At 40.4% G+C, this 25028-nt stretch carries 22 protein-coding genes; 15 read left to right on the forward strand and 7 right to left on the reverse strand.

Annotated features, from left to right (window positions below; genetic code table 11):
* Positions 1-302 precede the first annotated feature (302 nt).
* On the reverse strand, positions 303-863 hold the full coding sequence (locus LV85_RS06920; RefSeq protein WP_211318387.1) for a helix-turn-helix domain-containing protein: 561 nt from the start codon (positions 861-863) through the stop codon (positions 303-305).
* A 738-nt stretch (positions 864-1601) separates the two neighbouring features.
* Between LV85_RS06920 and LV85_RS06925 the strand changes: the two genes are divergently transcribed.
* The 5 genes from LV85_RS06925 (at position 1602) to msrB (ending at position 6061) form a co-directional block, all read left to right on the forward strand.
* Positions 1602-2894 carry a DUF3472 domain-containing protein gene (locus LV85_RS06925; protein ID WP_111317475.1) on the forward strand — a complete coding sequence of 431 codons (1293 nt, stop codon included), beginning with the start codon at positions 1602-1604 and terminating at the stop codon, positions 2892-2894.
* A gap of 78 nt (positions 2895-2972) precedes the next feature.
* Complete coding sequence (locus LV85_RS06930) at positions 2973-4127, forward strand: BamA/TamA family outer membrane protein (RefSeq protein ID WP_111317476.1); 1155 nt, start codon at positions 2973-2975, stop codon at positions 4125-4127.
* A 71-nt stretch (positions 4128-4198) separates the two neighbouring features.
* A complete protein-coding gene (locus tag LV85_RS06935) occupies positions 4199-5077 on the forward strand; it encodes an aldose 1-epimerase family protein (RefSeq protein WP_111317477.1) in 879 nt (292 codons plus the stop codon).
* A gap of 26 nt (positions 5078-5103) precedes the next feature.
* Entirely contained in the window at positions 5104-5592 is a 489-nt protein-coding gene (locus LV85_RS06940) for a peptide-methionine (S)-S-oxide reductase (RefSeq protein WP_111317542.1), read from the forward strand.
* 19 nt (positions 5593-5611) lie between these two features.
* Positions 5612-6061, forward strand: coding sequence for a peptide-methionine (R)-S-oxide reductase MsrB (gene msrB / locus LV85_RS06945; protein ID WP_111317544.1), 450 nt, complete (start codon positions 5612-5614; stop codon positions 6059-6061).
* 57 nt (positions 6062-6118) lie between these two features.
* Here msrB and LV85_RS06950 read toward each other — a convergent pair whose 3' ends face one another.
* From LV85_RS06950 to LV85_RS06965, 4 genes are all read right to left on the reverse strand, one after another.
* Positions 6119-6766, reverse strand: a complete 648-nt coding sequence (locus LV85_RS06950) for an NAD(P)-dependent oxidoreductase (RefSeq protein ID WP_111317546.1) — start codon at positions 6764-6766, stop codon at positions 6119-6121.
* Positions 6767-6960: 194 nt separating this feature from the next.
* Positions 6961-8046 (reverse strand): DUF6807 domain-containing protein, encoded by a 1086-nt coding sequence (locus tag LV85_RS06955; protein WP_245942196.1) that lies wholly within the window; start codon positions 8044-8046, stop codon positions 6961-6963.
* Positions 8047-8108: 62 nt separating this feature from the next.
* Complete coding sequence (locus LV85_RS06960) at positions 8109-8990, reverse strand: sugar phosphate isomerase/epimerase family protein (protein ID WP_111317548.1); 882 nt, start codon at positions 8988-8990, stop codon at positions 8109-8111.
* Between the two features lies 1 nt (position 8991).
* Positions 8992-10362, reverse strand: a complete 1371-nt coding sequence (locus tag LV85_RS06965; protein WP_111317550.1) for a Gfo/Idh/MocA family protein — start codon at positions 10360-10362, stop codon at positions 8992-8994.
* A 360-nt stretch (positions 10363-10722) separates the two neighbouring features.
* On the opposite strand from LV85_RS06965, the gene LV85_RS06970 reads away from it, so the two are divergent.
* The 9 genes from LV85_RS06970 (at position 10723) to LV85_RS07010 (ending at position 18995) form a co-directional block, all read left to right on the forward strand.
* Positions 10723-11364: a hypothetical protein gene (locus LV85_RS06970; RefSeq protein ID WP_111317552.1), complete on the forward strand. Its 642-nt coding sequence runs from the start codon at positions 10723-10725 to the stop codon at positions 11362-11364.
* Positions 11364-12074 carry a DUF3307 domain-containing protein gene (locus LV85_RS06975; RefSeq protein WP_111317554.1) on the forward strand — a complete coding sequence of 237 codons (711 nt, stop codon included), beginning with the start codon at positions 11364-11366 and terminating at the stop codon, positions 12072-12074. Before LV85_RS06970 ends, LV85_RS06975 begins: the two co-directional genes overlap by 1 nt.
* Positions 12075-12977: a bile acid:sodium symporter family protein gene (locus LV85_RS06980; RefSeq protein ID WP_111317556.1), complete on the forward strand. Its 903-nt coding sequence runs from the start codon at positions 12075-12077 to the stop codon at positions 12975-12977.
* 34 nt (positions 12978-13011) lie between these two features.
* Positions 13012-14013, forward strand: coding sequence for a 1-acyl-sn-glycerol-3-phosphate acyltransferase (locus LV85_RS06985; RefSeq protein WP_111317558.1), 1002 nt, complete (start codon positions 13012-13014; stop codon positions 14011-14013).
* Between the two features lie 76 nt (positions 14014-14089).
* A complete protein-coding gene (gene hppD / locus LV85_RS06990; protein ID WP_111317560.1) occupies positions 14090-15184 on the forward strand; it encodes a 4-hydroxyphenylpyruvate dioxygenase in 1095 nt (364 codons plus the stop codon).
* 91 nt (positions 15185-15275) lie between these two features.
* Positions 15276-15872, forward strand: a complete 597-nt coding sequence (locus LV85_RS06995; RefSeq protein ID WP_111317562.1) for a DUF502 domain-containing protein — start codon at positions 15276-15278, stop codon at positions 15870-15872.
* A 57-nt stretch (positions 15873-15929) separates the two neighbouring features.
* The gene (locus tag LV85_RS07000) at positions 15930-16952 is read left to right on the forward strand and encodes a DNA topoisomerase IB (protein ID WP_111317564.1); all 1023 of its coding nucleotides are present in this window, start codon (positions 15930-15932) and stop codon (positions 16950-16952) included.
* 64 nt (positions 16953-17016) lie between these two features.
* Entirely contained in the window at positions 17017-17973 is a 957-nt protein-coding gene (locus LV85_RS07005) for a mechanosensitive ion channel family protein (RefSeq protein ID WP_111317566.1), read from the forward strand.
* The gene (locus tag LV85_RS07010; protein ID WP_211318388.1) at positions 17973-18995 is read left to right on the forward strand and encodes a YihY/virulence factor BrkB family protein; all 1023 of its coding nucleotides are present in this window, start codon (positions 17973-17975) and stop codon (positions 18993-18995) included. The genes LV85_RS07005 and LV85_RS07010 overlap by 1 nt, the downstream gene beginning before the upstream one ends.
* Here the strand turns inward: LV85_RS07010 and LV85_RS07015 are convergent.
* Entirely contained in the window at positions 18992-20203 is a 1212-nt protein-coding gene (locus LV85_RS07015; RefSeq protein WP_211318389.1) for a DcaP family trimeric outer membrane transporter, read from the reverse strand. The genes LV85_RS07010 and LV85_RS07015 overlap by 4 nt on opposite strands.
* Positions 20204-20282: 79 nt before the next feature.
* The gene (locus LV85_RS07020) at positions 20283-23072 is read right to left on the reverse strand and encodes a glycoside hydrolase family 2 TIM barrel-domain containing protein (protein WP_111317570.1); all 2790 of its coding nucleotides are present in this window, start codon (positions 23070-23072) and stop codon (positions 20283-20285) included.
* A gap of 187 nt (positions 23073-23259) precedes the next feature.
* Here LV85_RS07020 and LV85_RS07025 point away from each other — a divergent pair, with 187 nt between their 5' ends.
* Positions 23260-24990, forward strand: a complete 1731-nt coding sequence (locus LV85_RS07025) for a phospho-sugar mutase (RefSeq protein WP_111317572.1) — start codon at positions 23260-23262, stop codon at positions 24988-24990.
* Positions 24991-25028 lie beyond the last annotated feature (38 nt).

Consider the following 25028-nt stretch of genomic DNA (forward strand, 5'->3'; position numbering starts at 1 on the left):
GCGGATACTCGTATTATATAATTTTCTTTCGCTCCATTTTCCTAAGAAACTTTGCCGCTTTTCTTTTTTTCAAGGATTTTGATGGATTCATAAACCTTGACCTGTCTTTGTCTAGGATCTCCTTTGACATCACTGTTAGGTTTGCAATATGGGTGACTGAGCAATATGGCTCTATTACAAAACTCGCAATATTTAAGATCAAAGCTGTTACATCCATTTCAATCATTGTTACATAAATCCCACATTTACAGTTACAATGGATGCTGCTCTTCTGATAAACAGTTTATTCGATTCCTTAGCTGTTATAAGTTTTCGAGATTCCTCATTCGCTTGTTCTTAAGCTGTTTGAAAAAAGTAGGAGTCAAACCTGTGATTTTTTTGAACTGATTAGATAAGTGTGCCACACTACTATAATGAAGTTTATACGATATCTCCGTCAGATTCAGTTCATCATAAATCAGCAATTCCTTTACTCGTTCTATTTTGTGAATAATAATATACTGTTGGATAGTGATACCTTTCACTTCAGAGAAAATATTGGATAGATAAGCATATTCATAACCTAGTTTTTCAGCGATGTAATCAGAATAGGTCAACTTAGGTAGCTCATCAGAATAGTGAACCATTTCGATAATAAGGTTTTTGATCTTCTCGATGAGGATACTTTTCTTATCATCCAGCAATTCCAATCCTGACTTCATCAAGTTAGTTTTGAGCATTTCTCGCTTCTCCAAACTAATATCCTCCAGCAGTTCTACCATCCCCAAGTCAACACTCATCTGGTGAATTCCTAGTTTATGTAATTCCTCCTTGACCATCATTTTGCAACGCAAACTGACCATGTACTTAATAAATAGCTTCATAAACTGGGGTTCTTTCTCCTTGTATTCATAACACTGCAATAATCAAACAGAATCGCATGGCTAAGAATTCAAAATACCATTTGGGCACTTCAATTAGTGGAATTCAAATGTGATTATCAGCAATAATGCCAGTCGCCTTAGATTCTTTGCTTTTCTGGTCGGTAGACCGAAGCGGCCTCAATTATAAATTTTAACATATCCTAGATTGCTTTTTCTCTTTACTGGTAGAAAAGCGGATACACATAATTCAAAAAATGAAAACTCAGGAAAAAAGCTTCAAAATCGAAATATGATTATACGGAATCTTTACACTAGTCAAAATAAATCCCTTAGTCACCTCGACCTACTTCACTTGGCTCAGTACCCGAGCTCGCTGACCGTTTAGATTTGATACAGAGCCTACTGTGGCCAATTGGCTAAATTATTACTACTGATAAAGAAGAGTATAATCATTAATCGAAAAATGCAAAACCGTCGAGGAAAACTAAAATAATCCCGATCTGAAAAGTCAAATCGGGATGATTCCTATTTCCTACAATTCGCCTGTCTCTCCACCATCCATGATTGTATAGTAGTGGATGTGGGATTTTCTCATTTATTTTTCAGAGCACATAAAATTGCTGCTATTCCAAAACAGGTACCTAAACCAAGAGAATTATAAAGAAATGCTGTAGCTATCAACTAGATTGGACATTTTTGCTTTTAGCTCCTTATCTTTATTTTCAAACAACACATGTGATGAAACTAACACTTACCCTCCTTTTGAGCTTCCTGATTATCAATGCTACGTTTTCCAGTATGATGGGTAAGGATCACAATTTCGATTCACAGCTAATTCCACTTGGTGGCAATACTTTTCAAACTCAAGGATCGAGTACTGAAAAAATCGGTTCTGATGGCATTGTAAATTGGAAGAATGCGGATACTGAGTTTTCAGTATTCGTGAAATCGGCCACTGATGCAGATGTTTTACTAAGCTTGGAAATCACCGCTCAAAAGAGCAATAGCCAAATCAGCATTGAATTGAATGGTCAAGAGGAACTGATTCACTTGCTCGCAGGAAAAACTGGCATTATTCCGATAGGAAATTTTTCTCTGCTGAAAGGCTACAATGAGATCAAATTACGAGGTGTAGAAAAATCTGGAACTGACTACAGCAAAATCAAAAGTGTTCAACTTGAGGCTGAACGTCAGTTAGCCCTAAATTATGTCAAAGACAATATCGACAACCGATTTTACTGGGGTCGTAGAGGACCTTCAGTGCACTTAACTTATAGTCTGCCAGAAGATGAAAACTTCCAGTGGTTTTACAATGAAGTGACGGTTCCTGTAGGCTCTGACCCAATTGGCTCCTATTTTATGGCTAATGGTTTTGCTGAAGGGTATTTCGGGATCCAGGTAAATTCTGAAACCGAGCGCAGGATTTTATTCTCAGTTTGGAGTCCTTTTAAGACAGACAATCCTAATGAAATACCTGCTGAAGAGAAAATTATCCTTCTGAAAAAAGGCGAGGATGTTTATACTGGAGAATTCGGGAATGAAGGCTCTGGTGGTCAAAGCTTCCTCAAATACAGCTGGAAGGCTGGGGAAACCTATAGCTTTCTGAATTCCGTGCAGCCAGATGGAAAAGGCAACAGCATTTATACGGCATATTTCTTAGATCCCGAAAAAGGAGAATGGATGCTGATAGCAAGCTTTCTCAGACCCAAAACAGATACCTGGTACAAAAGACCTCACTCCTTTTTGGAGAACTTTGTCCCAGAATCTGGTTATTTGGAGCGCACTGCCAACTATGGAAATCAATGGGCAGCTGATGCTGAGGGCAACTGGCTGGAACTGACCGAAGCCAAGTTTACTGGTGATGATATCGCAAAAAGAGGCTATAGAATGGATTATGAAGGAGGAGAGAAATCAGGGCAATTCTATTTGAGAAATGGAGGTTTTTTCAATGGCATTATTGAATTAAACAGTATGCATCAGCGTAAATCCATCGGAAAGTCTCCTACTGTGGACTTTGAAAAACTACCATAATTGAGAAAGATAGCATTGGCTAACCCCCTAGGGTATTGAATATACTAGACATTTTAAACATCAATTGACTAATCCCAAATGAAAGCATTCTACTTTACCTTTTTACTCTTGTTTTGCTTTACCGGAGGATATTCGCAGTCAATAAATGATAGGGTCAAGACTTACTTAGCCAGAAAACAAGCTCATAAAGATTCAGTAATTGCTGCAGGAAGACCCTATTTAAGCGTCTTAGCAGGACCTGGATATAGTCCTGAAAATGGGCTACTTATCGGAGGTGGCTTATTATATAGCTTCAGTACAAATCCATCTTCCAAAACTCTCCAACGATCTACGGCTCCTATCAACCTATTTTATAGCACTAAAGGAAACGTCGGAATATCCACCAAGTTAAAATCCTTCTGGATGGAGGATCGATTACGACTTAATATGTATCTAAATGCTAATGATGGGACCGATGAATATTTCGGTGTTGGAATACAAAATGCGGAATCAAAAACTTCTGGTGATAGTACTACTCGCTACAAAAGGAGGATTTACACAGTCAATCCAGAAGTTCAAGTGCAAATAATCGACAAAGTCTTCCTTGGCATGGCCTTTAATTATACTTATCAGAAAAGCAGAGACGAAAATCCCATGATGCTTGAAGATCCAAACTATTTGAAATACGGCAATACCATTCGCACTTCTGGCGTATTCTTTTCTGCAGCCTATGACAGTAGAGATGTCATTGTGAATGCTTTCAGTGGTTTTTTTGCTAAGTTTGAGTATGGAAATTATGGTGATTTTTTAGGAGGGAAGGAAAAGTTTCAGAGCCATTCTTTAGACCTTAGAAAGTATATCATGCTTTCTAAAAAAATACGAGTACTTGCGATGAGAATTTATGGAAGGTATGCTTTGGGGGATGTTCCCTATTCAGAGATGACAATGATTGGTGGATCAAGCGACCTACGCGGCTACATACTGGGACAGTATAGAGACAAACTTGGAATGACCTTCGTATCCGAATACCGACACAAATTCTATGACCGGCAAGGAGATCCGACCAAACATGGAATGACACTTTGGTTAGGAACAGGCACTGTAGCTCCTGATTTTGAAAACATAGCCCACCTGATACCAAATTTTGGGGTAGGATATCGTTTAGAGGTTCAGCCTAGAATGAATGTTCGTTTTGATTTCGGTGTAGGTAAACACACGACGGGTCTCTATTTCAATTTTACAGAAGCTTTTTAAAAAACTCACATTGTCTAGTCAAGTATAATTGACTGATTGTGTAAAATTGACATCCTTGCTTATTTTCGCAGATGATCCACCAATTAGAGTCAGAAGAGCTTAGTATATCAGTCAATCAAACTGGAATTGAACTTAGCTCCATCAAATCAAAATCATCCCAAGTAGAATATTTATGGCAAGGCAACCCAAGTATCTGGAGCGGCCAGTCCCCTATCCTATTTCCCATCATCGGAGCTTTGAAGGATGGATATATGATCTATAAAGAACAAAAATACAGGATGCCAAAGCACGGCTTCTTGAGACATTCTACCAAACCAATTCTCAAAGCCTCCACAGACAATTCCCTCCTATTCTCCCTTAGTTGGGATGAGGAAAGTCTACTTCAATACCCATTCAAATTTGAGTTTGAAGTAGAATTTAGATTAAAGGGAAAGACAATCGAAATCGCTCATCATATCAGCAATCATGGAGATGAGAGTATGTATTATTCAGTTGGTGGACATCCAGCATTCAATTGTCCACTGCAGCCAGGTGAAAGCTATGAGGAGTATTCCCTGGAATTTTCTCAACCTGAGACTGATGCAATCTGGCTGGTTAATGATGATGGATTGATCAGTGATCGGACACAAGCATTTCTTGAAAATAGTTGCTCTATCCAATTACAGGAACATATTTTTGATAAGGATGCCTTGATTTTCAAGAACCTCAAATCCCGAGAAGTTACCTTAACGCACAAGGATAAAGGAGCTATTTTGAGAGTGAAATTCGATGACTTCGATTACCTAGGAATTTGGGCAAAACCAGGTGCTCCATTCGTCTGCATTGAGCCATGGATCGGTATAGGTGATAGCTCAGACTCCAATAACGAATTTGAAGCTAAAGAAGGCTTGCTGAAACTGGAACCTATGCAAACTGAAACCAAAAGCTACTCGATTAGGGTTCTTGACTAAACGAGGAGACTTAATAACCTGAGTATATGTCAGAAGTAAAGATTGGTTTAGGCGGAGGTTGTCACTGGTGTACAGAGGCCATTTTTCAAGCTTTAGGAGGAGTTAGTAAAGTAGATCAAGGCTGGATAGCCTCTGATGGGGAGTATGTCAGTTATTCGGAAGCTGTAATAGTGACTTTTGACCCTCAGTCGATTAGTCTAAAAAACCTACTAGAAATTCACTTACTTACCCATGCTAGTACATCGGATCACAGTTTTCGAAATAAATATAGATCAGCGATTTACTATCCAAACTCAGAACAAAAAGCTCTAATAGAAATTGCATTTGGGGAAGCAAAATTGGTTTTGGAAGAAGAGCCTATCACGATGATTCTGCCACTAATGGATTTCAAAAAGAACGAGGAGGAGTTCTTGAACTACTATAGTAATCAACCCGATGCCCCTTTCTGCCAAAGATATATTTCTCCTAAACTTGAGTTACTCAGAAAGCGTTACATCAATCAATTGAATAAGTAATTAAAACGAAGGAAAATATATGCTTAACTGGAACGACATCATCAAATATGCAACTAGTGGAAATCCTGAACCTCCTAAGCGCGTGGAAAAAACGGATGCAGAATGGAAAGAACTCTTAAGTAGGGAAGAATACTATGTCACTCGACAGAAAGGGACAGAACGAGCTCATAGTTCTGAGCTATGCAGCTTGTTTGAGCCTGGTCTTTATGCCTGTAAATGCTGCAAAACACCACTTTTTGATTCGAATGAAAAATTTGAAAGCGGTACAGGCTGGCCATCATTTACTCAACCGGTGAAGGTGGAGAATGTAGCATATCATAAAGATATCAGCTTTGGAATGATCAGAGTAGAAGCGCTTTGCAATGTATGCGATGCACACTTGGGACATGTATTTCCTGACGGACCAGCGCCTAGCGGCTTGAGATATTGCATGAATGCTGTCTCTTTGGAAAAGGTTGCTGAAGAATAAGAATATCTTGTTAATGAATTTTGAAGTAGCAGTCTCGCTAAAGACTGCTACTTTTTTTTAATCAATATTCGCAATAAATGGAGCTTCTCTAATATGCTTCTCATCTCGCAAACTGGCTATAAGGAATTTTGCCAAACTGGTAGCTGAAATATGCTGTCCCGGGCAATCCCCTAGCGAAACAGAAATCTCGGGAGCCTCATCTGTCTGGCCTATTAATGGCAATCTTACCAAGGTCCAGTCCAACTTGCTAGCGCAAAGAAGTTCGTACTCTAGCTGCCTATCCTGAGTAGAAATGGGATAATTGGCATACATCCAATCGGTAGCAGCTTGTGTTACTTCTCTTTTTTGGTCTGTCGCTGTATCTACATTCAATCCTGTAATGACGATGTAGCGATATATTCTGCTCTTTGACAAAGCCTCCAATATGAGTCTAGTTGCTTTGCTGAAAATTGTAGGTTCGCTATAAGGTATCCCAGTTCCTAACATAGAAATCAAGCCATCACAGTCTGATATCAGTGATTGAATTGCATTCTTGTCCAAGACATCTCCCATGATAACTTCCAAGTTGGGATGCACTGGAGGTACTTTCTCAGGGTTTCGAATTAGGACTTTGATTTTGAAATTTTGACGTAGGAGTTCCTTGACAAGAAAGGTTCCTGATTTGCCTGTGCCACCGATTACGGCGACTTTATTGATATTTTGCATTTGATTCTTTATAAAATTTGAGTAAAAATAAACCACAGTATTCCCTAGCAGGAATAGCTTATTGACTTGCGAGAAGGCAAGTGCTGGTTCTTTCAGATATTTTATAAAGAGATTCTAATAGGTCAAACATAGCTTAAAAAAATCAACCTTGAAAGTAAAAGGGAGCTAGATTCTAAGTAGCCCCCTTCATTATTTTACTTCGCCCATTCAATATAATCTCGATTGACTTGGCCGTCTAAGACAGTTTCGTTGGAATAAATGATAATTCTATACTTGAAAGTAGCTGATTCGCCTTTTGCCAATTTGAAGTTAAGCTCATCCTTACCATCGCTCAATGCTTTTTGTCCCAAAGGATTAGCAGCAAACAAGCCATATCCCCTTGCATGCCAATAAGTTGGGTAACCTGGGTTAGAAGGAAAATCAAGTATGGCCACAGAGATATTCTCGTCTTTTATCTTGCCAGTTAGACTCACCCAAGCTCCTCTCGTACCCCAAACATCATCTCCTTCCACTCCTTCACTACTTAGATACAAGCCTGTGACGCCTTCATTATTCATCGTAGGCACATCAGTAGCTTTTCCAGAAGCATCAGTGAATACCTCAGGTTTGGTAGATGGATGCTCCAATTGTCTCGCAGTACGAAGGCCAAGCATTCCTTCTTTATTATCCGTCATTTTCACTTCACCATTTGGGGCAGTCAAAGTTGCGATTCGATCTATAGTCCGCTGATCATCCTGACCACGGAAAATGAAGGTTGTGTTTTCTGTCAAGAGTACTTCTCCTTGGTTATTCATCCAATCGAGACTTACTTCCAATACGCCTTCCTCATTTCCACTTTTCACAGACTTGATAGATTTATGAACGATATGTCCATACTTCGTTTTGTCCTTGATGGCAGAGGAATTATTCCAAAAATCGAGGCCATTCACGTCTCCATAGTTGAACCAAAGTCCTAGATGATGGGGATGATCTACACGCTCTCCGGGTCTAGGCGCAACTGGCCAACCTCTGGTGATTGCATTTCCATGTGCTGTATTGATTGGATAAAGCACTGGCTTTTCTAAACTGTCTGGATAAATGTAGGAAGTGAAAAATTCCCCGTCGATAATGACATCTACCTTCTTAGCAGCATCGTTTCTAACCAATTCAATTCTGTCTTTCACTTCTTCAGTTTCTTGTTCGGTTTCACTTTTCACATCTGTACCTCCACAGGCAAAAGTCATTGCTGACAAGGCTATTAGGGTGGAGTAGTTAAAGAATTTTTGTCTATTAAAATTCATCTTATAATTCTGGATTTAGTATTAAATGATTTATAAAATTTAGCTAATGAGATATGAGCTTCTTATCCTTTACCTTTCTTCAATTGATTGAATAAAGCCAATTGCTCTTTCAAAGCAGCCACTCGATCTGTAGGTTCGGTACGTGCTTCCATCAGAATCCAACCGTCGTATTTGATTCCATTAAACAGTTTGAAAAGTTCTGGATATGGATAATCTCCTTCGTTGAATTCTCGCACATGCACGGTGTCACCAAACCATTGCTTCACAGAATTGAAATTGGCTTCCAAGCCTGGAGGCAAGAGATCTTCAGCATTGCAATTCCAGCATATCTTCACGGCTGGTTCCGTAACCTGATCGAAGATGGCCTTCATAGTTGGAAGCTCCTGAGTCAAATGTCCATGTACTTCCACCCTTACCAATTGACCATATTCAGCCGCGAACTTACCAACTTCATTAAATGAAGCTGCGATCTGTGCGATTGTCTTTTCTTTGGGAACTCCTTCTGGCAGATTGTTAGGTTTCACCTTAATTCCTGTCGCTCCTATATCTTTACAAAGCTTAATATATTCTTTGGTCCCGTCTATATTTTTGCGAAGCACCGCCGGATCTGGACTGTGATACTCAAAATTACTTCCATACCCCAAGCAAGTCACCTTGCTATCTTCAAAGCGTTTTTTCACTTCGGCACGTTCTGCAGCATTCAGGCTCGTTTCTACGCCATGAGCATGCTCTGTTCGAAGCTCTACACCGAGTACACCGGCCTTTTCACAATTGGCAATAAGTGTGGGCAGATCCCAATCTTTGCCCCATTGATAAGTCACCAGACCAAATTTCATCCCTGATTTTGCCATTGCAAAGGTATCTAAAGGGAACTGCATAGCCGCCAGACTTAAACTGGCTGCTACGCTTTTTTGCATAAATTCTCTTCTGGAATTATTCTTCATATCAGACCTTGTTTGGAACAGTGTATGGATCACGATAGTCTCTTGTCAGCAATTTGTCAGCTTCCTTGTCCTTGACAAACGTTTCAGTATCTCCATCAAATCGCAGTTCACGTCCAGTTAGATAAGATACGTTGGCGATCAGTGGTAATACTGAAGACTTAAAGCCTTCCTCTATATCGCAGTGTAGCGCTTCGTTATTTCCAGCTCTGATTCCATCTAGGAAATTGGCATAATGCTCAGCACCGCCTGGCGCAGCTAAGACTTGGCTACTTGGTGCAGGTGCGGATTCTTTTTTGGATTGAGCAAAAGGCTCTTTTTCCTTCTCACGGAATGCTTTCCAAGTTCCACCATCTAATTCCAAATAGCCTTTAGTACCATAAAATACATTCCCGATATGGATGTCTAAGCTAGATTCCCCATTGGTATATCTTCCTCGAGTTTCAAATTCCAGCATGGTTCCATCTGCATACTTGAATGTGGAGCTTTGCGTATTTGGTGTTTCCTGAGAGCATTCATTTGGATCGATGCCATAGATTCCTCCAGCAGAATATACTGAAACTGGATGCTCATTCTTGTTCATTCCCCAGCGTGCTACGTCAAACTGATGTGGCCCTTGGTTTCCCGTATCGCCATTTCCTGTTGCCCAGTGCCAGTGCCAGTTGTAATGCACCTTCTTCTCATTATATGGAATCATCTGTGCAGGACCTCTCCAGTAATCGTAATGCAATGAAGCAGGTGGCGTACTATCAGGCACCTTGCCAAAAGAATCACGTGGTTTGAAACAGGTACCACGAGCCATATAGACATCGCCAATTCCTCCACCATGAAGAAATTCCATTGCCTCCATCACATTGGCTATTGATCTGTTTTGGAATCCTACCTGAACTCGCCTATCGTATTTGCGGGCAGCTTCCACCATTTTTCTTCCTTCCCAGACATTGTGACTGGCAGGCTTCTCTATATATACATGCTTTCCAGCTTGGCAAGCCCAGATCGTGGCCAGCGCATGCCAGTGATTCGGTATAGCCATAGACAATGCATCCAATTCCTTATCTTCCAGCACCTTGCGTATATCCCACTCTGTCACTGGAGTGATGCCTGTTTTCTCTATAACAACTTTTGACTTTGGTTCGAAATACTGTTCATCGGCATCACACAAGGTCTTTAATCTTACATTTCGATTTTCTTTCAAGGCACACCATTGATTGATGTGATTACTACCTTGTCCACGAATCCCGACCACAGCAATATTGATTCGCTCATTGGCGCCAATGATTGAGGCATAAGATTTGGCACTCATACTCATGCCTGCCATTGCTATTCCTGCGGTACCTAAGAGACTTTTCTTAATGAACTCTCTTCTTTTTTCCATTTTACTATAAGGTTTAGGGTTTGTTGTTAATGCTTTTTATTGTTAGTAATTATTCTCTTTTTCTGCTCAGAGACAGTATTTCTGATATGGATTTTTAATCTAAACATTCTCTTCCTACTTATCAATACTAATTATTTGTACACCGAAATAACTTGCGCAAACGATTGCTTTTCTCATATGAAATGATGGGCAGAAGCTGAACAACCAGTTCAGCCCCCCCTTCTCTTACAGGTTTTCAGAGGTGGATTTAATGTATTCTTTATAATGATTATCCCATATCACCATTTACGGTGATATTCTATTTTATCACCATTTACGGTGATATTTTGATTTATCACCATTTACGGTGATATTGTGGCTATGATTGCATTACTCACAGGAGACATCATCAATTCGCGAGAGCTAAAGGACCAGAATCTCTGGATCAATCCATTTAAGAAGTTGCTGCGCAACTGGGGACAAACACCTAAGCAATGGGAGATCTTTCGTGGAGATAGTTTTCAACTGGAAATCTCTGATCCGCAGGAAAGCTTACTAGCAGCCTTACAGATCAAAGCCCTTATTAAGAGCCTTCCCTATCCTGACGAGACCAAAAGAAGCTCACCAGTAGATGTGCGCATGGCAATAGGAATCGGTAACAAAACTTATAATGCCGACAGAATATCCGAGAGCAACGGAGAGGCTTTTGTGCGATCAGGTGAAAAATTTGAACAACTGAAAAGTGAGATGATCACCCTAGCGATCAACTCCCCTTGGGCAGAATGGAATAATGAGATGAATCTCTACCTGAAATTGGCAGGAATTCAAATGGATAGCTGGTCTATATCATCGGGTGAATTGATGTCTGAAATGCTCTCGAATCCAGATCGTACTCAAGCAGAGATCGGAAAATTGCTTCACATCAACCAAAATTCAGTAAGTAAGCGATACAAGGCCGCAAACGGAGAGGACATCCTAGCTATGGAGAAATTATTCAGAAAGAAACTTAGCCAGTTGCTCTGATGCTCATATTAATCAAACTAATTCTCGCCCATCTCATCGGAGATTTCCTACTCCAGCCCAGCTCATGGGTGAAAGAAAAGGAAAAACTCAAAGCCAAATCGCCCAAACTATACATCCATGTAATTATCCATGGCTTATTGGTCATGCTACTACTTTGGGACCTGAGTCAATGGCCAATCACAATCTGTATTATGGCCGCTCATCTGATCATTGATCTGACAAAACTCTATGGCCAAAAGAAGAAAACAAAAACTCGTTGGTTTATCGCAGATCAAGCTATGCATCTACTCAGCATACTTGTGATATGGCTGATCTTCACAGATCCTGAGCTAGGCATTCATAGTTTCTTTCAGCAGCCAAAGAATTTAGCATTGATCACCTTGCTGTTTTTCCTCAGCCAACCGACCTCTATTATCTTATCCAATTTGCTCACAAACTGGGCAAAATCAATTCCTTCTCAGCCAGGACAATCTCTACAAAATGCCGGTAAATACATAGGGATTCTAGAGCGACTATTTGTCTTTTCATTTATCGCCACAGGACATTGGGAGGCTGTAGGATTTTTGCTAGCTGCCAAATCAGTATTTAGATTTGGTGATCTACGAAAGTCAAAAGAGCGAAAACTCACAGAATACATTCTCATCGGAACCTTGCTAAGCTTTGGTACAGCCATGCTTGCGGGCCTTATCTTTTTATCTATTTCCAATTAAATGACGCCAAGCACTGAACTGGATTCCATCCAACTCAATTTTTCTTCCAGCGATTTACTGCTTCTCAATCTTGCCTTGGCCTTGATCATGTATGGCGTAGCACTGGACCTAAGATTTGAGGATTTCAAATACCTAGCAAAAAACCCAAAAGGCTTCTTCCTAGGGGTATTTTCACAATTTCTACTCTTACCTTTTCTTACCTGGTGCTTAGTATTGATCATGAAGCCCCCTCCATCTGTGGCACTAGGAATGTTCCTAGTAGCGGCTTGTCCTGGCGGAAATGTATCCAATTTCCTAAGCAGCTTGGCAAAAGGAAACACCGCCCTTTCGGTAAGTCTAACTGGATTTTCCAGTATTATATCCATCATCAGTACGCCATTGAACTTTGCGCTCTGGGCAGGATTATATGCACCAACCTCAAACTTACTTCGAGACATTAGCCTGGACTATTCTGATGCATTTACTACCGTAGCCTTGATTCTCGGTATTCCTTTGATTCTTGGAATATTCACACATAAATACGCTCCTAGTTTTGCGGAAAAAGCATCTAAGGTCCTCAAGCCAGTCAGTATTTTGATTTTTGCGGCATTTGTAGTGATTGCTTTTGCAGGTAACTTCGACCTATTTGTCAAGTACATTTCCCTAATCTTCCTCTGGGTTCTAGCTCATAATTTCGTTGCCCTAGGATCTGGATTTCTCTGCGGGAAACTATTCCGCTTACCCTTAGCCGATGTGAAAACGATGACCATTGAGACGGGAATTCAAAATTCAGGCTTAGGGCTGGTTTTGATATTCACTTATTTTGATGGCCTTGGTGGAATGGCTATTATTACGGCTTGGTGGGGCATCTGGCACCTGATTTCAGGGATGTGCATCGCAAGTCTTTGGAAATCAAAAGTCTGACTATATAAACTGACTTTGAAACGATAATATATCAATGCAATACTTAATAAATGAATTCCTTCGCATCATCGTTAGGATCTCGCTGAAAGGATATTTCAATAAAATTATAATTGATGGGAAGGAAAATATCCCTAAAAACACTCCAATTCTTCTAGTAGCTAACCACCAAAATGCGCTTATCGATCCTCTGCTATTAGCTACTCATACTGGTCTAAAGCCATCTTTTTTGACGCGCGCATCTGTTTTCAAACAATCCTTTGTCGCCAAGCTGCTCAATTTCATCCACATGCTACCTGTTTATAGAGTCCGGGATGGATTCTCCACTATTCAGCAAAATCAGGGGACTTTTGACCAGACTTATGAGGTACTTCGTGAAAATGGAACGGTGATCATTTTTGCCGAAGGCAGTCATTCTCTCATCAGAAATCTTCGACCACTAAGCAAGGGCTTTACCAGAATAGCTTTTGGCCTCAAAGAGAAATACCCAGAAACTACTCCCGTGATCTTACCTGTAGCGCTAGATTACAGCGCCCACATGCGATCTGGAAGTATCGCTAGAGTCACTATCGGTAAGGCAATTCCTGTGGACATGCCAGCCTCAAAATCTGGTTTACTGACTAAATCGGTACAGGTAGCGGTAAAAAACCTCGTGGTAGAAATTCCAGATGAAGGTTATGATCAGCATTTGGAGAATCTGATTGAGCATCAAGTAGATCTGAGTTCAAGAGCAGATGTAAACCTATTTTTAGAAACAGGCGAAGTTCCTAATCCTGTCAAAGAAGTATCTGGATTCAAGAATAAGCTGATGAAGATCTTCCATTTCCCGCTTTATTTATTGTGGTTATGGAAAAAACCAAGTGTGAAAGACCCTGTTTTTTCATCCACCTGGAAGTTTTTGATAGGATTTGCACTGGGTCCAGCCTATTATATGTTACTACTTTGGCTTGCTATAAGCAGCCCCTTAGGTTCTTGGGCGCTGGCATTTTTGCTGATGGCAATCATCACCTTGATCATTAATAAAAACCCTCAGGAATAAACCCAGTCATGGCCAAATATTCTTTGGGATATTTTATAACTTTGAAAGAAGAGATAAACCCAATAAATAACTAACCATGAGTCCAGACTTTCTACCCCTGAAGGGGACAGATTATGTAGAATTGTATGTTGGCAATGCCAAGCAATCTGCACTTTACTATCAATATGCTTTTGGCTATGAACTTATCGCTTATGCTGGTCCTGAGACTGGCGTGAAGGATAGAGCTTCCTATGTGTTGAAGCAGGACAAAATCAGATTGGTACTTACTTCCCCTTTGCATCCTGAAGGAGAAATTGCGGAACATATTCGAAAACACGGTGATGGTGTAAAAGTCCTCGCCTTGTGGGTGGATGATGCCGAGCAATCCTGGATAGAAACTACCAATAGAGGAGCTGAATCCGCCCTAGAGCCGAAAGTTCTATCCGATGAATTTGGGGAGGTCAAAGTAGCTTCGATCAAGACTTACGGCGAAACCATTCACACCTTCGTAGAACGAAAAGACTACAAAGGCATTTTTCTCCCAGGCTATCAACCTAGATCAAGTACCTACACAGCGCAGCCCATTGGGCTGAAGTATATAGATCACTGTGTGGGAAATGTAGAATTAGGAGAGATGAATCGCTGGGTAGAATTCTATGAAACGGTCATGGGATTCCAATTGCTCATCACATTTGACGACGAAGACATTTCTACAGAATATTCAGCTTTGATGTCCAAGGTAGTTTCCAATGGAAATGGTTATGTCAAATTCCCGATCAATGAACCAGCCGAAGGCAAAAAGAAATCGCAGATCGAAGAATACCTAGACTTCTACCGTGGCCCAGGAGTACAACATATGGCGATAGCTACGGATGATATCATTGAGACAGTAACTGAACTGAGAAAAAGAGGAGTGGAATTCCTGGTAGTTCCTACCTCCTACTACGATGATTTGCTGGATCGTGTGGGAAAAATAGATGAGGATTTGCAGCCATTGAAAGATCTCAATATCCTAGTGGATCGGGATGACGAAGGTTATTTGTTACAGATTTTCACCAAACCTGTGCAAGATAGACCGACACTTTTCTTTGAAATCATCCAGCGAAAAGGAGCCAAATCTTTCGGAAAGGGGAATTTTAAAGCACTTTTCGAAGCTATAGAAAGAGAACAAGGACTGCGAGGAAACTTATAAATCATTAGCCTATAGCCGACTTCGAATTTTAGTCGGCTATTGCGTTTTCATTTTTGCTGAAAAAGGCCTAATTTCTTAAAAATTTTAAGCTATGAAATCAATTCTCAGTATTATTTCCAACACTATAAAAGGCGGAATATTTTTTCTATTTCCAATCGTGTTGATTCTCATCTTTTTTGAAAAGATCATCCATATTTTAAATCCTATAGCTACAAAGGTCAGTGCTGCTTTAGGTCTTGAGGATTCCTCATTGGATTTCCCCTATATCATTGCTATCATCATCATTATCCTTTTTTGCTTTATAGCAGGCACAGTTGCAAAACTTGGTGCTGGTAAATGGCTGGTCGATTGGATCGAAAATCATATTTTGATTCTTTTCCCAGGATACCAACTGATGAAAACCACCATGCAGACCAACGTGGGGCTAGATAGTGACAAAGAGTATCCTGTAGTCCTTGTGCCTATTGATGGCTGGATGATCGCATTTCATGTAGACACTTTAGATAATGGAAATATTGTCGTCTTTGTCCCATCCGCTCCAAGTGTATGGGAAGGAAATGTGGTGCTCTTTGAAAAGGAACAAATTCGCTCCTCTCACCTCACACAGAAGCAAGCTGTCCAACTCATCAAGAGACTTGGCGTGGGCACGAACGAAATCTTCTCCCACGGTAAACCCACCAACGTCTAATCTGCTTGTGCATGAGTCTTGTAATGATTTTAGAAAATATCCTAACATCACAAGCATATGGTCACCGCAGCCGATCTCCCACAAGGTCTCGTGTACATCAGAGACTCACAACCTGGAATACTTAGAAAGAAAAGAGGTCGTGGCTTCGTCTTTTTAGATAAAGACAATGAAAAGCTTTCAAATGAATCTCATTTGGAACGAATTCAAGATTTGGTCATTCCGCCTGCTTGGAAAAATGTATGGATCAGCCCAAAAAAGAACAGCTACCTACAGGCTACCGGAATAGATGAAAAGGGCAGAAAGCAATATCTATATCATTCAAAATGGAGTGAATACGCTCAAAAAATAAAGTATGAGGACCTGCTCAAATTTGGGTTTTATTTGCCCAAACTGCGAGAGCGCTATCAAAAGGACTTAAGGCAAAGAACATGGAACAAGAATAAAGTTCTGGCTTTGGCTACTGCCCTGTTAGATGAATTGTACCTGAGAGTTGGAAACAAACAATATACTGAAACCAACAAAACCCATGGCTTGACTACACTCAGAAGAAAGCATCTCAAAGAAGATGGAAAAAAACTTCTGATCAACTACACAGCGAAAAGTGGAAAAGAGCGCTCTGTATCCCTCACCAATAAAAGGCTGATCCGAATGCTAAAAGATTGCTCTCAGCTTCCTGGCCATGAGCTATTCAGATATCAGGAAGACAACAAATGGCATACAGTAGATTCCTCTGCACTCAATGAATACATCAGTCAGGAGGCTCCTGCGGAAGATTACTACACCGCAAAATACTTTAGAACTTGGGGGGCAAATTGTGTTTGTATCAAGCGCACAGAAGAAGTAGGAAAGCTTTGTGAGGAAAGTAGAAAAAAGCCTGAGACCACTCTGATCGGATTAGTTGCGGAAGAAATGGGTCATACCGTAGCGGTCTGCAAAAGCTCCTATTTACATCCAGAGATTTTGTCTCACTGCTTGAATCCGCAGAAACTGAAAGACTGTCTCCCTAAAGATTTTTCCAGTGAAGGATACAAACCTGAGGAAGTTCATTTGATGCAAATCCTCTGCACAAAGCTTAGTTAACTCACTATAAGCTGATCTTGGCATGTTTTTTTGACAAGATTCTTCAAAAAAGAACTATTAATATATGAGTACAGCAGAAGTGTTAGGGTATGACACCCAAAAGATATTTGATAAAATTACAAACAAACTAAGCGGATGGCTAGACATCATAATTGAGAATCTACCCAATTTTGTTCTAGCCATTATCCTTATAATTTGTACGATTTTCATAGCAAAGACAATCAAACGACTATCTGCTACATACATTCATAAACTTGGCACCAATGAAACCATCAGCAGATTCCTGAGTCAACTGATTTTTCTAGGGATTCTGGTATTGGGAATTATGCTGGCGCTATCGGCGATGGATCTTACTAAGACAGTTTCATCCATTTTGGCAGGTTTGGGGATTATTGGTTTGGCTTTGGGATTTGCATTTCAGGATACCGCTGCCAACTTTATTTCGGGCGTGTACATTACATTCAACCAGCCCTACAAGATCGGAGATATCATTCAGACACATGATGGACATGAAGGGTCCGTGATCGATATCAACCTACGTGTCACAAAAATAAAAACCTATAACGGACCTATCGTCTATGTGCCCAATCGATATTTGTTTCAGGAATGCTTTACCAATTTCACAGAATTTGCACAGCGAAGGGTACAGATAGAATGTGGCGTGAGCTATGGAGAGGACCTGGAGCAGGTAGAGCAGATTGCAATTGAGTCAGCGAAAAATCTCAAAAGCAGATTACAGTCTGAGGAACCTACCCTATTCTGGACAGGTTTCGGTGATAGCTCTATCAATTTCTCCTTAAATATCTGGTGCAAATTTGATGAACACACCAAGGATTTTATACCTCTGAGAAACGAAGCCATAATTGCATTGAAGAAAGCTTTTGATAAAAATGATATTATGATTCCATTCCCAATACGTACTTTGGACTTTGGAATAAAGGGTGGTACACAGCTTAATAAAGAACTATCCGGACTTTCTATTTCGCCACAAAATGGCTCCACCCAAACCAGTGAGAGCTAATGGAAACTGAAGAAAACATGGGAAACCTTACCCCTACACGATTCAAAATCACTCACATCCCCAGTTTGATGGTGGAGAGTTTCAAGCAATGGAATAATGCGGATCCATGGAGACTCAGCGCTGTAATTGCATACTACGCTGTTCTTTCTCTTCCAGCCTTATTGGTTATTGTGATCAATACGGTAGGCTCTATTTGGGGAGTCGAATTAGTAACTGGAAGATTAGAAAATGAGCTTTCTTCAGCGATGGGGCCAGAAACAGCCGAGTTCCTCACGAGTATGGTAGAAGAAACACAAACTAGCGGGAAATCTACAATTGCTTCTATTATAGGAATTGGGATATTGATTTTTGGTGCTTCGGGTGTTTTTTTCCATTTGAAAATCAGCATAAACTCAATATGGGGGCTAAAGCAAGATGCTGATGTAAAGTGGTACCGTATGCTATTAGATCGTGCAGTTAGCTTTGGATTCGTACTTGTACTTGGGTTCCTTTTGTTTATCAGTTTCTTACTCACGGCACTTCTTTCCTTTTTCAGTGATTTCATCAATAGCATACTGCCAGAATTTGTCGTTGTATTCGCTTTCCTACTCGATTTTTTGATTTCCTTTGGAGTGATTGCGGCTTTGTTTGCACTTATATTTAAATACCTCCCCGATGCAAAAATCCAATGGAAATCCGTTTGGGTAGGAGCTTTTCTGACCTCATTCCTTTTCTCAATTTCAAAATATTTATTGGGTATATATTTTGGAGCTGCGGAGCCAGGATCTACTTATGGGGCCGCTGGATCCATTATTCTTGTCTTGCTTTGGGTCTCCTATTCTTGTTTGATTTTCTTCTATGGAGCCGAATTCACCAAAGTATTCTCTATCAGATATGGGTATGGAATCATTCCTAGAAAACATTATTCCAGGGTAAAAAAAAAAGAGGTAGTATTGAAAGGTGACTTTGTACCGGCACCGGAGGATCCACTTCCCGAAGGAGAAGAGGATGATCTGGAAGAAGACTTAAAGAAAGAAATCTAGTTTTTATAAAATGTATGCGAGAAGGTATATCTGAACGAAAACTGAATCTTAGTCGCATGACTATTAAAGCCATCTGAAAAATTATTACGTTTGATATAAATAATCTCGGCGGCGGCTGCCACATTCGGAAAAGGGTAATACATCAAATTTCCTGATATGTAATTTCCTTGTTGGTAAGCGGATGGCTCTATTTGATCTGACAAGAAAGCACTACTGACCGAGCCTCCTATAGTACTAGAAAACATCTCATTCCAGCTATGATCATAGTACAACACTAATCCTATCTGAGGCATGGCTACTCCTTTGACAGGTTGTGAACTTGGACCATCCGGATTATTTACTACGCCTATTTCCGCAGAAGCATCATCTAAATAACTCTGGTAGGCTTTTCCCCCTACTACTTGTCCTTTGATTACGCCAGTCTCTCCTACCTTAAGATTGGAACTTAGATTTATCCCCCAACCCCAGGTATTTCCACTGAGATCCACATTATCATCTTGATAATCATCCCATACTATTCTCCTGAATATCCCTGCAACTTCCACATAGCCCCAATCCCTGCTCATTCTGAATTCTCCTGAGATATCTGGCATAGGAAATCTAAAATTTACCCCTTCCAATTCCTGTCGATCTGCATAAATACCCTCATCTGCACTAGCTCCCGGACGCTCAATAGCAAAGGTAAGCCTGTTTCTACCCTGCAATGGCATGTATCTAACTTGCACATTCCTAAATGCTACCACGCCAGAAGGCCCCCAATATTCCACGGTATTTGGAAACACATCAGCATCCTGAAAAGGAGATTCCACCTGTCCTATTCCAAATTTCCCCAATTGCATGTAGGCATACCTCAAGTGAAAGGCTGTCTCGCCCGCCATTTTACCCACACCAAAAAGATCAAATTCAATAAAGGTCAATAGCTCGCCATATTTGGTGGGACTTTTAACTCTTACGCCAAGTTTGGTTTGTCGAATGGAAAAATACACACTTCCATCGCCTCCAAATTCGTTAGGATAAGATGGCAATTTTGATGGTCGCATTACATCAAACCATTGAGGATCTAACTGGCCAAAATTGTAGCCAATGTCGGTCATCATATGACCATAAATCTCCAAAGATGGTTTTTCTTCATTCTGTGAAAAAACCAACATCGGTAAACAAAAAAATATCAGTGTAAAAAACTTCTTTTTCATCCTTATTAAAAACATAGAGATTTAAGCTAAGTTAATATTTAATTCCAACCGTATATCTAAAGACTTATAATTCAATAATAACTTGTTTTGCCAATCAATCAAACCTAAACCAGAGTACCATTGGTGATACATGTTCTTCAGCAATAGCATTGCTGGTAGCTGGTGCCATTATTTCCGATCCCTTATGGAATTTGGTACCCATTGGTGGAATTTGATACAGAAAACTCAGATCAGATTGAGGTAAAACCGGTTTAGTCCCTTCAGCAGCATCTTCTGGAAATTCAGGTTTGAACAAGCCTAGACATAAGTTTGGAGTTTCACTTCTGATTTCAATTGATCCTTGCTCTGTTTCCAATAATAAGGCATGGAAATTAGCCAAAAAACCTTTGAACTCAGGATACACCAGATCTTCAAAACTATAACCTGTCATCGTATTATTATAGGATTTTTGCCAAAGCCCAAACTCCACTCCTTTCAGTCTGTTTCCCCAAACTCGATACGGACCTTTCCCGATCCATTTAGCAGTCTTCACTTTTTCCTCAGGATAAGTAAAACCTAAGCCTTGCAACATGGCTACAGAATCTGGCTCAGATGCTATCATTCTTAATTCCCCCGTATCAAAAATGGTCCATGTAAGCGTTTTGGGATAGGAATCATAGCTTGACTGGATTTGAATAGCTCCATCTTTCAATTGCTTCCAAGTCACCTTTTGTGCGGTATAACTTTGGTCTTCAGGCTGTGTTGCTTGATTCAAATTAATAATCCTCCTGCCTACTTTCACGAGTTGGAGATTGCCATATTCCTTACCGAAAACAAAGATTTTATCACCAGCAGAAATATGAATATCTATTGATGATTCCCTTACAGTAATTGGCTTTTTGCCCAAGGATATTCTATCGTAAAAATAATTAGCATTTCCTTCCCGAGGCTTTCGAATTGCTTCTGACCAGGTATAAAGTTCCTCACCATTGATTCCAATAGCAGTTATTTTCAGCACATCTCCTTCAGACCAAGCTGAAGGAAGTTTCAAATCAATCTGAGTGGAATCACCAGGCTTGATTGTGGGCAAGGCAATACTTCCAGAATATAGCTTCCTAGTTTCCTTCCAAGCATCTATTTTCTCTACAGACCATGCTAGTTTACAGCTTCCTAGATCGGAAAAGAGATACTTATTGCTCACCGAAATTTTCCCATCAAAGCTAATACTTGGATCAAAGGCTGCGATTTGAATCGGAGACCAAACTTCCTTAATAGTAAAAAAGCTCCCTTCCTTCTCCCGATAAGGACCAAGTAATCCATCAGGAGCATTGTTTCCATCAGAATCCAACATGCCCTCCAGATCATCGCGCTTTACTGCTTCGTCTGAAAACATCCATAAAAAACCACCAGCAAAAAGAGGATTTGCACTATACTTTTTCCAAAAATCATCCAAGCCAGCACCAAGTCCTCCGTCGTACATACCATGAAGTAATTCTGTGGGCATAAAAACATCTCCGCTCTTATCCAACCTTCCTTCAGGGGAATCATAAGAAGGGTAATGCTTTGTGTCGATACTGTTTCTATTCAGCCAGGGATAGAAAATAGGCCGTTTTTGGATATCAAATTGATGAAAAGCAAACTCATTCTTGAAGTCCCAGCCCCCTTCATTTCCATGATCCCAAGCGATTACTGAAGCGTGGTTAGCATCTTTGAGGACAGTTTCTCGGATCAGTTTTGGCCCCACCACAGTGTCGTATGCATCTTGCCAACCCGTGACTTCATCAAGCACAAAAAGGCCAAGTGAATCAGTTAAGTCTAAAAATCGCTCATCAGGATTGTAATGTGACATGCGAACCGCATTCATATTCATCTCTTTCATCAGCATGATATCCTCCAGATGATTGGCCTCAGTTAGGGCTCTACCTGTAGTTGGATAGAAAGAATGTCGATTCACACCCTTGAGAATGACCTTGACATCGTTGATATATATCCCGTCTTTGGCACGAAGCTCTACGGTTCGGAAGCCAATTTTCTCTGTCTTTTGGTATAAGATTTTGTTGTTTTGAAGAAGAGAAAAGCGAGCATTATATAAAATAGGTTTCTCGGGATTCCATGATTTTATTTTGGGGAAAAGATGAGAGAGCCAGACAGAATCAGATTCCACCTGCTGAGAGAAGTCGCCAAGGACTTCAGCCGTTATTTGATCAAATAATTGAACATGAATCTCTGCCGATCGTGGAGTTTCATTTAGTGTTACTAGGGCTTCGAAATCCCCGTCGCCTTTTGCATTTACAGCTATTCTTGTAAAGTGATTCTCAGGTAATACTTCCAAAAAAACAGGTCTAAAAATCCCACCAAATATCCAAAAGTCAGCTTCACGTTCGGCTTTGTTAATTGACTCATTTGCAGAATGTTTAGAGACTTTTAATTCAAGCAAATTTGTGGAACCATATTCAAGGTAGTTTGAGATATCGTAAGAAAACCTATAAAACCCACCCTGATGGATTGGACCAACAATTTCCCCATTTATCTTTACCTCAGTATCTGTCATCGCCCCATCAAAAACCAGGTTGATAACCTGTTTTTTCCAAGCACGTGGAACTTCAAATTCATGCTTGTAATAGCCTATTTCATCCGATACTTTTCGGTCGGATTTTTTGTAATCTAAACCATAATTAAAACTCCCAAAGCCTTGTAGTTCCCAGTTGGAGGGAACTAGGATTTTTGTCCACTGCTCCTTTTTTCTCCCATCAGAAACCATGAAGTCCCAGTAAACTTGAGAACCAGCATCTTCACCACTTAAATAGACTCTTTTGTATTCATTTTGAGATTGGGCATTGACAGTAGAAAAATAAAATAGAATAAAGCCTAAAAAAGTAATTAGGCGGAAAATATTGGCGGGCATGGATGGTATGTTCTTGAAAATTAAAATTAGGCTAATCCAGTCGATTTTAAAAAGCAGTAAATGATTAATACTAAAGCAGAATTTCACCTCTTAACAATTATTTCGCTTCTACTCAAGATGATTTCAAACTAGGGAATGGCATATTTTGTGATTTTCTATATCTTAGACCTGAAACAATTTTTACCTCATGACAAGCATAGACCCTAACATCCTAGCCAAAGCAGACTCTTGGCTTACTGGCAATATCGACGAAGAATCGAAAGCCCAAATCCGCAGCCTTATTGATCAAAACCCAACTGAATTAACGGACTCATTCTACCAAGATTTAGAATTTGGTACGGGTGGCCTGAGAGGCCTGATGGGTGTAGGAACCAATCGAATGAATGTCTATACCATCGGCATGGCAACTCAGGGACTGGCTAATTATCTACTGCAGTGTTTTCCTGGCGAAACTATCCGCGTAGCGATCACGCACGATTGTAGAATCAACAACACGCTTTTCGCTACGACTACTGCAAATGTTTTGACCGCGAACGGCATTCACGTATTGTACTTCAAAGAAATGCGCCCTACTCCTATGCTTTCCTTTGCTGTGAGGCACTATGAATGCAAAAGTGGCGTAATGATCACGGCTTCCCACAACCCTAAGGAATACAATGGCTATAAGGCTTATTGGGACGATGGTGCGCAGGTTGTCGCTCCACACGATAAAAATATAATCGACGAAGTGAAGAAAATCACTTCATTTGACGACGTGAATTGGGATAAGAATGATGCCCTTTTCCAATATATAGAGGAAGACTTCGACGAGATTTACATGAAGCTTGTCAAAGGTTTGAGCTTAGCCCCTGATGCTATTGCAGCACAGAAGGATATGCCGATTGTTTTTTCTCCGATTCATGGAGCCTCTGGCAAAATGGTTCCTGCTGCCATAAAAGCATTTGGCTTCGACAATGTACATATCGTAAAAGAGCAGGCTGAGCCAGATGGTAATTTTCCAACGGTAATCTATCCTAACCCTGAAGAAGCTGAGGCTTTGACGCTTTCTTTGAAGCTCGGAAAAGAAGTAAATGCAGAATTGGTTTTAGCTTGTGATCCAGATGGAGATCGCTATGCTGCGGCTGTGCCAAATTCTTCCGGAGAATTCGAATTGTTGAATGGTAACCAAACCGGTGCATTGCTTACTTATTACCTGTTGAGTCAATGGAAAAAAGCGGGCAAACTAGATGGCAAGCAATTCATGGTCAACACAATTGTTACGACCGAATTGATTGATAAAATCTGTGAAGGATTTGGGGTAAAATGCTTCTCTGTATTGACTGGATTCAAAAATATCGCTGCTATCATCAAGGATCTCGAAGGCAAGGAAACTTTCATCGGAGGAGGTGAAGAATCTTACGGCTACCTGATAGGAGATTTTGTCCGTGACAAAGACGGAGTAAGTGCCTGCTCTATGGTCGCTGAATTGATAGCCTATTATAAAACACAGGGAAAAACAGTTTTTGATGTGCTGGCTGAGATATACAATCAGTTTGGATTCTATAAGGAGTCTCTTATCTCTGTTACCAAAAAAGGAAAAGACGGTGCGGAGCAAATCCAGGCTTTGATGACTGATTTCCGTCACCATCCACCAGCTGAGATGAATGGAATTGCTGTAGCAAAAATCGTCGATGTGAAAGAAAGCACGGTAAAAGATGTAAAATCCGGCAAGACAGAAAAGCTCGATATGGACAAGTCAAACGTGATGCAGTTCTATCTAGCTGACGGAAGTAAGATCTCTGCTAGACCATCAGGTACTGAACCAAAAATCAAATACTATTTCTCTGTAAATGCGCCGTTGGCTAATGTTTCAGATTACAGAAAAGTGGAAGCTGAATTAGACGAAAGAATAGAAGGATTGAAGCGGTATTTCAGTTAAAAACTTAACTATTAGAAATGAAAAAGCACTGAGAAATC

Source organism: Algoriphagus chordae (assembly GCF_003254055.1).
GTDB lineage: Bacteria > Bacteroidota > Bacteroidia > Cytophagales > Cyclobacteriaceae > Algoriphagus > Algoriphagus chordae.

Bases quoted from the DNA above. Each gene is read 5' to 3' on its own strand.
- LV85_RS07015 (WP_211318389.1), bottom strand. From the start codon at position 20,203: ATGTTTTTAATAAGGATGAAAAAGAAGTTTTTTACACTGATATTTTTT.
- LV85_RS06920 (WP_211318387.1), bottom strand. From the start codon at position 863: ATGAAGCTATTTATTAAGTACATGGTCAGTTTGCGTTGCAAAATGATG.
- LV85_RS07000 (WP_111317564.1), top strand. From the start codon at position 15,930: ATGGTCACCGCAGCCGATCTCCCACAAGGTCTCGTGTACATCAGAGAC.
- LV85_RS06930 (WP_111317476.1), top strand. From the start codon at position 2,973: ATGAAAGCATTCTACTTTACCTTTTTACTCTTGTTTTGCTTTACCGGA.
- LV85_RS06970 (WP_111317552.1), top strand. From the start codon at position 10,723: ATGATTGCATTACTCACAGGAGACATCATCAATTCGCGAGAGCTAAAG.
- hppD (WP_111317560.1), top strand. From the start codon at position 14,090: ATGAGTCCAGACTTTCTACCCCTGAAGGGGACAGATTATGTAGAATTG.
- LV85_RS07010 (WP_211318388.1), top strand. From the start codon at position 17,973: ATGGAAACTGAAGAAAACATGGGAAACCTTACCCCTACACGATTCAAA.
- LV85_RS07025 (WP_111317572.1), top strand. From the start codon at position 23,260: ATGACAAGCATAGACCCTAACATCCTAGCCAAAGCAGACTCTTGGCTT.
- LV85_RS06995 (WP_111317562.1), top strand. From the start codon at position 15,276: ATGAAATCAATTCTCAGTATTATTTCCAACACTATAAAAGGCGGAATA.
- LV85_RS06950 (WP_111317546.1), bottom strand. From the start codon at position 6,766: ATGCAAAATATCAATAAAGTCGCCGTAATCGGTGGCACAGGCAAATCA.
- LV85_RS07020 (WP_111317570.1), bottom strand. From the start codon at position 23,072: ATGCCCGCCAATATTTTCCGCCTAATTACTTTTTTAGGCTTTATTCTA.
- LV85_RS06985 (WP_111317558.1), top strand. From the start codon at position 13,012: ATGCAATACTTAATAAATGAATTCCTTCGCATCATCGTTAGGATCTCG.
- LV85_RS06965 (WP_111317550.1), bottom strand. From the start codon at position 10,362: ATGGAAAAAAGAAGAGAGTTCATTAAGAAAAGTCTCTTAGGTACCGCA.
- LV85_RS06960 (WP_111317548.1), bottom strand. From the start codon at position 8,990: ATGAAGAATAATTCCAGAAGAGAATTTATGCAAAAAAGCGTAGCAGCC.
- LV85_RS06955 (WP_245942196.1), bottom strand. From the start codon at position 8,046: ATGAATTTTAATAGACAAAAATTCTTTAACTACTCCACCCTAATAGCC.
- LV85_RS06975 (WP_111317554.1), top strand. From the start codon at position 11,364: ATGCTCATATTAATCAAACTAATTCTCGCCCATCTCATCGGAGATTTC.
- LV85_RS06935 (WP_111317477.1), top strand. From the start codon at position 4,199: ATGATCCACCAATTAGAGTCAGAAGAGCTTAGTATATCAGTCAATCAA.
- LV85_RS06940 (WP_111317542.1), top strand. From the start codon at position 5,104: ATGTCAGAAGTAAAGATTGGTTTAGGCGGAGGTTGTCACTGGTGTACA.
- LV85_RS06925 (WP_111317475.1), top strand. From the start codon at position 1,602: ATGAAACTAACACTTACCCTCCTTTTGAGCTTCCTGATTATCAATGCT.
- msrB (WP_111317544.1), top strand. From the start codon at position 5,612: ATGCTTAACTGGAACGACATCATCAAATATGCAACTAGTGGAAATCCT.
- LV85_RS06980 (WP_111317556.1), top strand. From the start codon at position 12,075: ATGACGCCAAGCACTGAACTGGATTCCATCCAACTCAATTTTTCTTCC.
- LV85_RS07005 (WP_111317566.1), top strand. From the start codon at position 17,017: ATGAGTACAGCAGAAGTGTTAGGGTATGACACCCAAAAGATATTTGAT.